This is a genomic window from Myxococcus llanfairpwllgwyngyllgogerychwyrndrobwllllantysiliogogogochensis (genome assembly GCF_006636215.1).
Classification (GTDB): Bacteria; Myxococcota; Myxococcia; order Myxococcales; family Myxococcaceae; genus Myxococcus; species Myxococcus llanfairpwllgwyngyllgogerychwyrndrobwllllantysiliogogogochensis.
Genome location: NZ_VIFM01000303.1, coordinates 1 through 12,853, shown reverse-complemented (window position 1 = coordinate 12,853; position 12,853 = coordinate 1). Strand labels below are relative to the sequence as shown.

The following is a 12,853-nucleotide window of genomic DNA, read 5'->3' as shown; positions in this document are numbered from 1 at the left end:
GGGCTCACGCTGGGGGGCGGGGCGCATCAAGCATCGCCGTGACGTCCTGCCAGGGCCCCTCGCAGGGGCGCGCCTCTGTCGTCAGGTAGTGCCCGACGCGTCCGGGAGCGAGGGCGACGATGGCCGAGGAGCGCGTGCCATAGGCCGGCGTGTGGATGCACAGCGCCTGGAGCTGCTGGCGGAAGTCCTGGGGAAACGACTCGCCGGAGAGCTGCGCGGGCAGAGCCTCCAGGGGAGGCAGCAGGTCGTCCGCCAGCAGGGCCTTCAGGCCTCCCTCGAACCGGGACCAGGGCTCGTGCACCAGCCCCTCGGCGAGCTTCCTGGCCCGCTGGACCTTGGGCAGCTCCGTCGAGTCGAGCACGTCGTTGGGCAGGACATGGATGCCCGGCGGGACATCCTCGCGTCGGAGTCGGGACTGTCCGGGCCGGGCATAGGCCACCCGGAGTGTCCGGGCGTCGCCATAGAGGAGGTTGAAGGGGAGGAAGTCCTCGCCGGAGAGCGTGTCCAGGTAGCGCTCGATGCCCTCGACCGTGCCCGCACCGAGGGCCTGGAGGACGACTTCGCCCCTCGAACGGGGGGCCGGGCCCCTCGCCTGCCCGCCGCGCTGGTTCGTCAGGCCCACGAAGAGGCCCTCGTTAGTAACGCCCATCCACGTCCCGCCGCGCTCCACGTCCCGCCCCCCCACGGCGCGGGGAGACTCCAGCAGGACTTGTGGGCCTGTCGCGGGACGCGCGAGGAGTTCGTCCCGGTTGGCCGCGAGCACCAGCGGCCACTCAGGATGGACCTGGCGAAGGATGATGATGGTGCACATGCGTTTCCGGTCGATAACATCCCCGGCCCCGCGGTGCATTCGTGCTCGCGGGCTCCACGCCGTCGATGACCTCGGCCCACCGAGCGGCTAATGTCCGCCGCCCCCAGGAGAGTCCATGGCGGAGAGAATCCTCGTCACCAGTGCGCTTCCGTACGCGAACGGCCCGCTCCACATCGGCCATGCCGTCGAGTACATCCAGACCGATATCTACGTCCGTTTCCTCCGCTCCAGCGGCAAGGACGTCGTCTACTTCTGTGCTGACGACACGCACGGCACACCCATCGAACTCAACGCGGCGAAGCAGGGCCTCAAGCCCGAGGACTTCATCGCCCGTTTCCAGGACGAGCATCAGAAGGACTTCCAGGACCTGGATGTCCGGTTCGACTACTTCCACTCCACCAACTCGCCGGAGAACCGCCAGTACGCGGAGCTCATCTACGGGCGGTTGAAGGAGAAGGGCGACATCGAGCGCAAGGACGTCGAACAGGCGTACTGCGAGAAGGACCGTCGCTTCCTGCCCGACCGCTTCATCAAGGGCACCTGTCCCAACTGCAAGGCCGTGGACCAGTACGGCGACGCCTGTGAGAAGTGCGGCAAGGCGTACAGCCCCACGGACCTCATCGACCCTCGCTGTTCCCTGTGTTCGACGCCGCCGGTGCGCAAAACGTCCGAGCACCTGTTCTTCAAGCTGTCTCGCCACGCCGACTTCCTGCAGGAGCTGCTGCGCAAGCCTGGCTTCATTCATCCCGGGCTCGCCGCGCAGCTCCAGGGCTTCTTCGAGAAGGGGTTGGCGGACTGGGACATCAGCCGCGACGGCCCCTACTTCGGCTTCGCGATTCCGGGCGAGACGGACAAGTACTTCTACGTCTGGCTGGACGCGCCCATCGGCTACATCGCCACGACGGAGAAGTGGGCGAAGGAGACGGGCAAGGCGAAGAGCGCGCTGGACTACTGGGCCAAGGACAGCGGCGCGCGCATCGTCCACTTCATCGGCAAGGACATCGTCTACTTCCACGCGCTCTTCTGGCCCGCGGTGCTGGACGTGGCGGGCCTGCACATCCCGAGTGAGATCAAGGTCCACGGCCACCTCACGGTGAACGGGGAGAAGATGTCGAAGAGCCGCGGCACCATGGTTCCGGTGCGCGACTACCTCAACCAGCTGGACCCCAGCTACCTGCGCTACTTCTACGCGGCCAACCTGGGCGCGGGCGTGGAGGACCTGGACCTCAACCTCAAGGACTTCCGTCTGCGGGTGAACGGGGAGCTGGTGAACAACGTGGGCAACCTTGCCAACCGCGCGCTGTCGCTGTTGGCCGGGCCGCTGGGCGGGACGCTCGCGCCAGGTCGGTCCGAGGGACCGGGCCGGGCGCTGGTGGAGTCCGTGCTCGCTCGCGTTCCCGAGGTTCGCGAGGCCTTCGAGAAGCTGGAGTACCGCAACGCCATCCGCGTCATCACGGACATCGCCTCCGCGGCGAATGCCTTCGTGCAGACGGCGGCGCCGTGGGCACTGCTGAAGAAGGACGCGGAGGCCGCGCGCGCGGACCTGTCCGACGCCGCCGACGTGGTGTACCTGCTGGGTGCGCTGCTGGCGCCGGTGACGCCTCGGTTGTCGGAGAAGCTGTTCGCACAACTGGGCGCCACGCCGCTCACGTTCCAGGCGCTGGAGGGGGCGAAGTATCCGTTGCTGGATCGCAGCCGTCCCATCGGCACTCCGGAGCCGCTGTTGCCGCGACTGGAAGAGGACCGCGTCAACGCCATCATCGTGACGCCGCCGGGGGAGCCCGCCGCAACGCCGGCGCCCGAGGCGAAGAAGGCCGAAGGCGGCGGCAAGGAGAAGAAGGCCGAGAAGAAGCCGGCCGAGCCCGCGCCTGTCACTCAGGCGTCCTCGGGGGCAGGGGCCGCGGAGGCCGCTGGCTCGGGGGAGATTGAGTACGGGGACTTCGTCAAGGTGGTGCTCAAGTCGGGCAAGGTGCTGGCGGCGGAGAAGGTCGCCAAGGCGGACAAGCTGCTCAAGCTCACCGTCGACGTGGGTGAACCGAGCGGTCCGCGCACCATCGTCTCCGGCATCGCGGAGGCGTTTGCTCCCGAGACGCTCGTCGGGCGCAACGTGGTGGTGGTCGCGAACCTGAAGCCGCGCAGCCTGAAGGGCATCGAGTCGAAGGGGATGCTCCTGACCGCGGGCCCTGGCGGCAAGGACCTGTCCTTGTTGGATCCGGGCAACGTCCCGCCGGGCAGCGACGTGAAGTGACGTGGCGGTGGGCGGAGCGAACCTGCTCCGCTCGCCGGCCCGGTGCGGGCGCGTGGAGGGTGTCTCTCGCACGAGCCCGGGCCGACACGTCGTGAATGCGCGGAGCGGGCGAGTGCCGCTTCGCGTGGCTCCTGGGCTTTGGCTGCCGGGCGATACGTTGTTGATGAGCGGGGCGGTCGAATGCCGCCTCGCGTGGCTCCGGGGCTTTGTCTTTCCGGGCCGAAACGTTGTGGATTGGCGGGGCGGTCGAATGCCGCTTCGCGTGGCTCCGGGGCTGTGTCTTTTCCGGAGCGAGTCGCAGGTGAAGCGCTGGTAGAGCGGTTGTCAGCCGCTCGTCGCTCCGGGGCCGTGGCTGTCCAGGGCGAGTCGTGACGGATGGGCGTGAGGTTGGGGCCATTCCCCACTCATGGGGCTCGGGGCCGCGAGGCAGTCGGGCAGCGAGGTGACTGGACGTGACGGATTGGCGTGCGGAGCGGGACCGGGCCTTGTTGACCCTCGAGAGCGAGAAGCGTCCGGCGTTCCGAGCGGAGGCGGCGCAACAGCTCCATCACCTCGCGTTGGAAGCTCCGTCGCCCGCGGCGGACTTCGCGGAAGTGGTGCCCCGGCTGCTGGCGGATGCCCAGCCGGAAGTGAAGCGCTCGGGTATCGCGCTGGCGACGGTGGCCCTTCCTCCCGAGGAGCTGCCCGCGCTGCTTATCTCCTACCTGCGGGACGCGGAGTCGCTGGTGCGCCTGGAGGCCACCGGTCGACTGGCGGACCTGTACCGGCCGGAGCTGCGCGGGGCACTGGCGGGCATGCTGGAGGACTCCGTCCCCGAGGTTCGCTTCGAGGCCGCCCGGGGTATCGCCGCCCTCAAGCATCCGGCGGGACTCGATGTGCTCATCGACGCGCTCGACGCGGACCTGCTGCGCTTTCGCGCCCTCGGTGCCCTGGCCGAGCTGGAGGACGCGCGCGCCTTGCCCGCCGTGAAGCGCTTGTTCGGACGCTGGCTCCTTCCCGCCTTCGACAGGACCCAGGCCGCGGGTGTGCTCGCGAAGCTGGGTGACGCCGCGGGCTCGGCGCACCTGCTCCAGCGCTCGCGCAAGAAGTGGAGTCAGGACCGCGCCCTCGCCGTGGAGCTGCTGGGCGAGGTGAAGGCCCCCGGCGCGCTGGAGCGGTTGAAGGTCATCCTCGACGACGTGAAGGACTCCTGCCGTGGCGCCGCCGCGCGAGGCCTGGGGCGGCTGGGTGACCCTCGGGCGCTGCCCTGGCTGCTCGCGCTGCTCCAGGACGTGACCGCGGACGAAGAGGACCGGTTGGATGCGGCCGATGGGGTGTGGCGTCTGGGGGACGAGGCGGGCCGCGAGCGTGTGCGCGCCTCGGTGAGCACCTTCACCTCACCCGAGGCCCGGCAGGAACTGGACGACTTGTTTCAGGAGGAGCCATGAGACTGGTGGATGCGCACTGCCACCTGGAAGTGAAGGACTTCGCGGACGTGGCTCCCGTGCTGGAGCGAGCGCGCGCCGCGGGCATCGTCCACGCCATCGTCGTCGGGCAGTTCCATGGCCCCGGCGAGTGGGGCAATGCGCTGGAGCTGGCCGCCGCGCATCCTGAGTTCCTGTCGCCCACGCTTGGCATCCATCCGCACGAAGCCGCGCGGGCCACGGAAGACGACCTGGCCACGTTGGAGCGCATCTGCGCCCGCCCGGAGGTGCGCGCCGTGGGCGAGGCCGGGCTCGACTACTACTACGACCACTCACCCCGTGAGGTGCAGGCCCGCGTCTTCCGGCACCAGTGCGCCCTCGCGGTGAAGCTGGCAAAGCCGCTGGTGGTCCACGTGCGTGACGCGCACGAGGACTGCGACGCGATTCTCGGTGAGGTGGGCGTCTCCCGAGGCGTCATCCACTGCTTCACCGGAGACACGGACGCCGCGCGGCGCTACCTGGACCGGGGCTTCTTCCTCTCGCTGTCCGGCGTCATCACCTACAAGAAGACGGAGGCGCTCCAGGACGCCGTGCGCTTCGCGCCGCTGGACAGGCTGATGGTGGAGACGGACAGCCCGTTCCTCGCGCCCGTGCCGCACCGGGGGCGGAAGAACGAGCCCTCGCACGTGGTGGAGACGGCGCGGAAGCTGGCGGAGCTGAAGGGCGTGGCGCTGGAGACGGTGACAGAGGTCACCACCGCCAACGCCGCCGCCCTCTTCAACCTCACCCTGAGGTGACGCCGCCGGCCAGGGCCTGGAGGTCCTGGTCCATCTGCGGCACGTCGAGCAGCAGCGCGTCCGGGTCGTACTGGAAGTCGGCCTGCTTGAGCTTCAGCAGGGCCTGCAGCGCGGGCTCTCCGGTGTGGCCGCCGAAGGAGGCGAAGACGACGCGGCCTCCCTCCAGGTGGAGTGAGCCCTCCAGCGTGTGCTGACGCAGCTGGAGCTTGCCGCTCTTCTTTCCGCCACCCAGCGTGCGCAGCAGCTCCCGAGGAGGCAGCTCGTCGAAGCTGCCTCGCACCACGCGGCCCGGGCCGTTGTGCAGCACCCGGTCCTCGAGCATCGCGCGCACCGCCTTGGCCACCAGGGACTTGTCACCGGGAGGCAGCAGCTCCGTGGCGCCGCCCATCATCAGCCGCTCGCGCGTGGACGCGTCCGGCTCGCCCACCACGGCGATGGGCAGGCCCGCCGTCTCCGGCGTGGAGCGCGCCTGCTGGAGCAGGTCGAGCACCTCTTGCTGCCCCAGTCGCAGGCTCACCACCAGCACGTCGCAGTCCTGCCGCGCCAGCCCGTCCTGCGCGCCTTCCTGCGTGGACAGCGCGTGGGCCACCAGACCCTGCTTGAGCACCGCCTCCAGCAGCTCGCCCCGGGCCGTCTCGTCCGGCTCCACGACGAGCACCTGTCGGCCCTCGCTCTCCAGCCGGTGGCGCAAGAGTTCGCCGCTCTGGAGCTGGATGACGATGTCCGCCACCACGGGGTCATAGAGCACGCCCGAGTTCGTCTTCAGGTGCTCCAGCGCCTGCTCCTTCGTCAGCGCCTTGCCCAGCGCGTTGCCGGGGTTCTTCGTCAGCTCCAGGAAGCTGTCCACCGCGGCGAGGATGCGCGCGCCCAGGGTGATTTCCTCGCCCTTGGCGCCCTGCGGGGTGCCTGAGCCGTCCCAGGCTTCGTAGAGCTGCGCGAGGATGGTGTTGACCTGCGTGGGCAGGTGCACCGTCTCGAACAGCTTGGTGGGCGCGCGACAGGCCGCGCGGGCCTGGGCCTTCCACTCCGAGTTGACGGCATTGCTCGCGAGCGAGAAGTGCCGCTCGGAGGGTTTGCCCAGGTCATGCAGGTACGCGGAGATGGACAGCGCGGCCAGCTCCTTGTGGGGCATGCCCATGCGCTGGCCGACGATGCCCGCCTGGCGCGCGAGCTGCGCGGAGTGTCCCCGGTGGCGCTGGCGGTCCTGCTCCAGCAGCCCCACGAGGATGCCCAGCGTCTCCACGTAGTCGATGTCGCTGACCAGCCCGCGAGGTCCGCCCGGCTCACGCCGCTGCGTGGACGAGGGGCGCCCCGCCACCTGCGTGCCGCTGGCGCGCTGCAGCCGCATGCGCGCGTCCGTCTCCATCCGGAAGGACAGGCTGGTGCGGTTGCTGGTGGAGGTGCGGTTGTGCTCCGCGGCCCCCGTGCGCGACGTCGACTCGGTCGGGTTCGAGTGCGCGCTCGCCGACTCCAGCAGCGCGGCGAACGCGGTGGGGTCGCCGTAGTAGTGCTTGCGGATGGCCGCGGCGATGGCGCCGCGCAGGCCCACGTACGCGTAGACCTCCGACATGCCCGTGACGAGGGCAATCTCGTCCATCAGCGCCTTGTTCTGCGGCTCCGCGGCGACCACGGACAACAGCTTCCTGTCCGGGTCCACCGCGAGCGGCAGCACGTTCTGCGCCTCGGCCAGACGCACCGGGAGCCTGTCGAGCACCTCGGTGGGAATCTTCGCCTTGGCCAGCTTGTCCGCGCTCACGAAGCGCGTCTGGAACTCCGCGGCCAGGAAGCGCAGCAACGCCGCTTCCTGGAGGAGCCCCAACTCCACCAGACAGTCCCCCAGCTTGTGGCCGGTGATCTTCTGGTGCTCCAGGGCCTGCTCCACGGCCCCGGCGTTGACGAGTCCTGCCTCGATGAGGCGCTCACCCAGCTTCTTCGCCATGACGACTCAGCTTTCCGAGGAGCCCTCTCCATTCTTGGATGTGGACTCGGAGGCGGGGGGCAGGGACGTGAGCGCGCTGAAGGGCTTGAAGGTCAGCTCCTTGGGCAGGCCGCTCGGGTCGCGAGCCGGACGGTCCTCACGGGGAGGGCGGGGCGCACGCTCCTCGCGAGGCGGACGATCCTCACGAGGCGGGCGGTCCTCACGAGGCGGACGCTGCTCGTCCCGGGCACGCTCCTCGCGGGGCGGGCGCTCCTTGCGCGGCGGACGATCCTCACGAGGGGGACGCGGAGACTCCTCGCGCGCGACGGGGGCGGTGCCCTCGGCGGGCGGCGTGCCCTGGCTCGGGGACTTCTCGCCCCGGGCCTTGCGCTTCTCCTCGCGAGACTTGCGACGGCCTCCGCCAGCGCCGCCACCCTCCACCGGAGCGCGGCCCCGGCTGGTGGGCGCGGGGCCCTTCCAGAGCTGACGGTCGTAGTGGCGCAGCACGTCCGTCCACTTGTCGTTGGGGTCGCGCTGCATGGCCTCCAGCCACGAGGCAATGCGCGAGTCCAGCGAGTCCAGCGCGTGGACGATGTGCGCCTCCAGCGTCATCGGCACCTTGGGGCTGCCGTACTCGAGCTGGCCGTGGTGGGAGATGACCAGGTGCGTGAGGTGCTGCTCCAGCAGCGGCGGGAAGCCGGGGATGGCCAGCGTCTTCTCGCGAATCTTCTGGGCCGTCATCACCAGGTGACCCACGAGCTTGCCTTCGTCCGTGTAGTCGAAGCCCTTGTCCGGCGAGATCTCCGCCACCTTCATCACGTCGTGCAGCAGCGCGCCCGCCAGCAGCAGGTCGCGGTCCGCCATGGGGTAGTGGTCCGCCACCCGCAGCGTCAGCCGCATCACCGACAGCAGGTGCTCGGCCAGACCGCCGCGCCACGCGTGGTGCATGCCCTTGGCCGCCGGCGCCACCGGCAGCCCCGAGGCCACCTGCGGATCCTCCAGGAAGGCAATCAGGAGCTGCTTCACGTGCGGATCGCTGACCCGCTCGTTGACGATTTCGCGGATGAGGCCCACGGCGCGAGCGCCACCGCCACCCTCGTGACGGCCCTCGCCCTTGTCCGTCTTCTCTACCTTCTCGACCTTGTCCGCCTTCTCGGCGCGCGGCTCGAACTCCTTGGGGTCCAGGGGCTCGGGGTCCAGACGCTCCACGGCCTCCACGACAATCTGGGTGCGGCCGTGGAACTGGATGACGTTGCCCTGGACGAGCACGAAGTCGCCCGACTGGAAGGCGGGCTCGAGCGCGTCCACCTTGTCGAAGACGCGCGCGTCGACCTCGCCGCTCTTGTCGACGAGCGTCATGGCCAGGAACACCTTGCCACTTCGGGCCGTCACCTTCTCCTTCTTGGTGACGCGGAAGACAGTGTTGACGCGGTCCTTCTCACGCAGGTCGACCGCGTACACCTTGCGGACGGTCTCGACGGAACCTGCCGGGGTGGGGGTCGCGGTATCGGGGACGTTTTCGTTGGTCATCGCGGGCGCGGACACTAGCACCCCGGAAGGCGGCGCGGGGGACTCGCGTCAGGTGACCTCGAGCGCCACCGCGTCGAGGTACTCCGCGCCAGGGGAGCCCACCAGTGTGGGGTGGTCCGGGGGGAGTCCAGGACGGGACAGCCGGGTGGCGATGCGCGCTTCCGCCTCGCAGGCGGTGGCCACCAGCTCGTCGAAGCCGCCCAGGGCCAGTGGTGGGTGGTAGCCGACCACGAGCAAGCGGCCCCCATGGCGGGTGCGCCGCAGGGCGTACCGGATCTGCTCCACGAACTCCTCCTCGGAGCCCACCCGGGGCGTGTCCAGCAACACCAGGTCGAAGGTCTCTCGTACCGCGCGCAGGGCCTGGAGGGCGGTGCCCTTCTCCACCATCACCCGGCCGAACAACCCGTTGGCCTCCGCGTTCTCCCGGGCCAGGTCTCCGGCGTCCGCGTCCGCGTCGAAGGCGAGGATGTGTCGGGCGCCATGCAGTCCCGCGTGGACGAAGAGGCCGCCCACGTTGCAGCTGGCATCCAGCACGCGGCCGTCCCAGGCCATGCGCCCGACGACGCGCCGCAGCTCGCGCTGGTCATACGCGTAGCCCGTGCCCTGGCCGTAGGTGAGGTCCACGGTGAACCGGGCGCCCAGCTCCAAGAGCCGGCACCAGCGGGGCGGGGTGCCGTAGAGGACGTGGGGCCGCTGCGTGGGCAGGCCCAGGACCTGACGGCGCCCGGAGTCATTGCGCAGGAGCACCGAGCTCGCGCCCGTCACCTCCACCAGCGCGCGGGTGATTTCCTGGTGCCGCGCGTCCATGGAGCGGGTGAGGGTCTGCACGACGAAGTGCGTGTCGTACCGGTCCACGATGAGGCCGGGCAGGCCGTCCCCGTCATCGTTGACCACCCGGCAGAAGCGCGGGTCATCCACCAGCCGGCCCCGGCGCTCGAAGGCGTGGCGGAGGTGGCGGGGAATCAGGCCCTCCACGGCCTCGTCCGGCATGCCCAGGCGGCGCACGGCGCGCGAGGCCTCCAGGTCCACGTCACCCAGGCCCAGCATCGCGCCGTCCTCGTCCCGGAGCTGCACGGGCTCCCCGGGTTGGGGCGTTCCCTCCATGGAGACGATGTCCTCCCGGCGCAGCCAGGGGGCGCCGTGTTTCAGGCGGCGGGCGGCATCCCGGGACAGATAGGTGCTGAGCAAGGTGCGTCCTCCCTCTCGCGTGGTGCCACGGGACCGGACGCCCGTGGACTGCTTCCAGCGGACAACATGGGCCGTGCGCTTGCCGATGTCGGCGGACGCCTGGCCCCCGCGCTGGAGGGCAGGGGAGGGGGCGAGCCGCGAAGCTGGGGGGATGCCGCTTGGAGCGCCTCGGCCGAGGGGACCGGGCCTCTGATGCTCACGGCTGGGGTGGAGGTCGCTTGAACGCCTTGAATGTCACCCGGGTGAGCATGGAGCTGACGACGAGCGCCAGGATGATGCCCAGGATTCGCAGGTGCCAGGAGTCGCGGAGCACCAGCGCCAGGGCCAGCGCGCCCACGAGCACCGCGCCCGCCACGGGCAGCCACTGTCCCCGAGCAGCCAGCCCCGACGACGGACGGCGTGCCTGGGCGAGCACGGGCAGACTGCCCGCCTTGCGCCACAGGCTGGAGCTCTCCTCCCGCACCTCGTCGTCCGGGTCCACCAGTCCCTGGGTGTAGGCGCGCTCCACGTCACCCAGGCTGGGATAGGTCAGCTCTCCGTCCGGAGTGCGCACGATGTAACGCATGGCAGCTCTCCTTCCGTGAGGCACGACCTCGCCTCACGCCAGCTCGGTGGCAATCTGCTCCGCGATGCGCAGACCATCAATGGCCGACGAGACGATGCCGCCCGCGTAACCGCAGCCCTCGCCCGCCGGATACAGTCCCTTCATGGACACCGACTGAAGAAGTTCGTTCCGCGTGACTCGCACCGGCGACGAGGTGCGGCTCTCGATTCCAATCAGCTTTCCCTCCTCGCTGATGAAGCCGCGCATCTTCCGGTCGAACGTCTTCAGCGCCTGCTTGAGCGAGGTGGTGAGCCGCTCCGGGAACAGGCGGTTGAGGTCCACGTGCGCCAGCCCCGGACGGTAGCTGGTGCCCCCCGGGTCCTTCTTCACGCGGCCGGCCAGGTAGTCCGGAATCGTCTGCGCCGGCGCGAAGAAGCGTCCGCCACCCAACTCATAGGCCTTCTCTTCCCAGTGCCGTTGGAACTCCAGGCCCGCCAGCGGGCCACGGAAGCCCTCGCGCTCGAAGTCCGCCACGGAGACGGAGACGACGATGCCGGCGTTGGCGTAGCGCGCGTTGCGGCGCGAGTTGCTCATGCCATTGGTGCACTGGAGCCCGTCCTGGGTGGGCGTGGGCACCACGATTCCACCCGGGCACATGCAGAACGAATAGACGCCCCGCACCTCGCCATCCACGTCCAGGTTCTCCGCCAGCTTGTAGTCGGCGGGGGGCAGCTTCGGGTTCTTCGCGGCGCTGCCGTACTGGATGCCGTTGATGAGCGCCTGCGGATGCTCGGCGCGGAAGCCCAGCGCGAAGGGCTTGGCCTCCACGAGGACGCGGCCGTCGGCGGCGAAGCGCTCGTACAATTCCCGCGCGGAGTTGCCGGGCGCGAGGATGACGCGATTGCTCTCCAGCGTGCGCCCGTCGGCCAGCTTCACGCCGGCCACGTGCCCGTCGCGGTAGAGGAGGTCGTCCACGCGTTGCTCGAAGTGCACCTGGCAGCCGCCGGCGATGAGCTCCTCGCGCAGCTTCGCCACCGCGCCGGGCAGGAGGTCCGAGCCGATGTGCGGCTTGCCCTCGATGAGGATGTGGTCCGGCGCGCCGTAGCGGGCGAAGGCCTCGATGACCTTGCGCACCATGGGGTGGTTGATGCGCGTGGACAGCTTGCCGTCCGTGTACGCGCCCGCGCCGCCTTCCCCGAAGTTCATGTTGCTCTCGGGGTCCAACGTGCCGTCGCGCATCAGCTTCGCCACGTCCTTGCGGCGCGCGACGACTTCACGGCCGCGCTCCAGCAGGATGCTGCGCACGCCGCGCTCCAAGAGACCCAGGGCGCAGAACAGCCCGGCGGGGCCGGTGCCGATGATGATGGGCCACTGCTCGGGCGCCTTCACCGGGGGAAGGACTTCTGGCGGCGGAGGCGCTTCGCCCACGTCCGGCGGAATGTGCGCCGGCTTGCGGCCGGGGGCCATCTCCACTTCCAGGGTGTAGATGTAGCGGGGGCTGCCCTTCTTGCGAGCGTCCAGCACTGAACGCACCACCCGCACGGAGGCCAGATCGGAGCGGGTGACGCCCAGCTTCTCCGCGGCCCGCTGACCGAGCAGCTCCTCCGGCTCGTCCAGCCACAGCCCGATGTTGTTCACCCGATACGCCATTGCCGTTCGCTCCTGGTGGGGGCGCGTATCTGCTTCACCCCGGTGAAAGATTGCAAGCACTTGAAACCACGGGGGGCCCGAGCCCTCATCCGGGTGCGTATCCCGTGATGCACCCCGCCATCCACTTCCCTCGGGGGTTCCCCAGGGTGCGTAGGCTCCTTCGCACCCCTGGCGGGGCCATGCCGGGCCATATTTTCATCCAAGTCATTGGAATTATTACGGAATCGTTCCGGAAGAGAACGACTGGCACGGGGGTTGAAGAACAGGGCTCGCGTGATTACACGGCGGCCCCCCTCATTTCGCCGCCCCATTTGGAGGCATTCACTGTGAGCACCGATCAAAAGGGCACCCGGATCCTGGCGCGCACCTTCTTCAACCAGCTGCGCGCGAGCGGGTACACCCCGCACCAGGTCATCGGCATCGCCACGGAGCTGCTTGATCTGGTGACGTCGGACCTGAAGGAAGGCGACAAGGAAGTCGCGGTGCCGGCCCAGGAGCAGGGCTCCGAGTGGCGCCAGCGCGCCTGATGGTGCGAGACTTCACCGAATAGACCCTCGGCGGGTGAGCGGGCTCCGGACTGGTTTTCGGGGCTCCCGCCCACGAGGTGGCAGGTGGACCGGCGTCAGCCGGTTTTTTTCTACACCGGCAAATATGGCTTGAGCCGCAGGTGTTACCCCTCTGAGGGAAGGAGGAACGCCATGGCTCGGACGACGGCTCGCCCTGTTGCAACTCGGGAGGTGCGACTCGACAGCGAGCGTCGGCGC

General features: G+C 69.6%; 10 protein-coding genes. 4 read left to right on the top strand and 6 right to left on the bottom strand.

The features are described from left to right. Positions 1-4: 4 nt before the first annotated feature. Complete coding sequence (locus FJV41_RS42500) at positions 5-811, bottom strand: NRDE family protein (RefSeq protein WP_141648338.1); 807 nt, start codon at positions 809-811, stop codon at positions 5-7. A gap of 115 nt (positions 812-926) precedes the next feature. Here FJV41_RS42500 and metG point away from each other — a divergent pair, with 115 nt between their 5' ends. The 3 genes from metG (at position 927) to FJV41_RS42485 (ending at position 5,259) form a co-directional block, all read left to right on the top strand. Then, positions 927-3,059 (top strand): methionine--tRNA ligase, encoded by a 2,133-nt coding sequence (gene metG / locus FJV41_RS42495; RefSeq protein WP_141648337.1) that lies wholly within the window; start codon positions 927-929, stop codon positions 3,057-3,059. A 452-nt stretch (positions 3,060-3,511) separates the two neighbouring features. Then, positions 3,512-4,486 (top strand): HEAT repeat domain-containing protein, encoded by a 975-nt coding sequence (locus tag FJV41_RS42490; RefSeq protein ID WP_141648336.1) that lies wholly within the window; start codon positions 3,512-3,514, stop codon positions 4,484-4,486. Continuing rightward, positions 4,483-5,259, top strand: coding sequence for a TatD family hydrolase (locus FJV41_RS42485; RefSeq protein WP_141648335.1), 777 nt, complete (start codon positions 4,483-4,485; stop codon positions 5,257-5,259). The genes FJV41_RS42490 and FJV41_RS42485 overlap by 4 nt, the downstream gene beginning before the upstream one ends. Here the strand turns inward: FJV41_RS42485 and FJV41_RS42480 are convergent. The 5 genes from FJV41_RS42480 to FJV41_RS42460 form a co-directional block, all read right to left on the bottom strand. Then, a complete protein-coding gene (locus FJV41_RS42480; protein WP_141648334.1) occupies positions 5,246-7,198 on the bottom strand; it encodes an HD domain-containing phosphohydrolase in 1,953 nt (650 codons plus the stop codon). The genes FJV41_RS42485 and FJV41_RS42480 overlap by 14 nt on opposite strands. Before the next feature lie 6 nt (positions 7,199-7,204). Beyond that, positions 7,205-8,707, bottom strand: a complete 1,503-nt coding sequence (locus FJV41_RS42475; protein WP_181791311.1) for a 3'-5' exoribonuclease YhaM family protein — start codon at positions 8,705-8,707, stop codon at positions 7,205-7,207. Positions 8,708-8,755: 48 nt separating this feature from the next. Continuing rightward, on the bottom strand, positions 8,756-9,895 hold the full coding sequence (locus tag FJV41_RS42470; protein ID WP_141648332.1) for a class I SAM-dependent rRNA methyltransferase: 1,140 nt from the start codon (positions 9,893-9,895) through the stop codon (positions 8,756-8,758). Positions 9,896-10,091: 196 nt separating this feature from the next. Next, positions 10,092-10,460 carry a hypothetical protein gene (locus FJV41_RS42465; protein ID WP_141648331.1) on the bottom strand — a complete coding sequence of 123 codons (369 nt, stop codon included), beginning with the start codon at positions 10,458-10,460 and terminating at the stop codon, positions 10,092-10,094. 33 nt (positions 10,461-10,493) lie between these two features. Further along, positions 10,494-12,089, bottom strand: coding sequence for an NAD(P)/FAD-dependent oxidoreductase (locus FJV41_RS42460; protein ID WP_141648330.1), 1,596 nt, complete (start codon positions 12,087-12,089; stop codon positions 10,494-10,496). Positions 12,090-12,415: 326 nt separating this feature from the next. Between FJV41_RS42460 and FJV41_RS42455 the strand changes: the two genes are divergently transcribed. Next, positions 12,416-12,616, top strand: a complete 201-nt coding sequence (locus FJV41_RS42455) for a hypothetical protein (protein ID WP_246137768.1) — start codon at positions 12,416-12,418, stop codon at positions 12,614-12,616. The last annotated feature ends 237 nt before the right edge of the window (positions 12,617-12,853 follow it).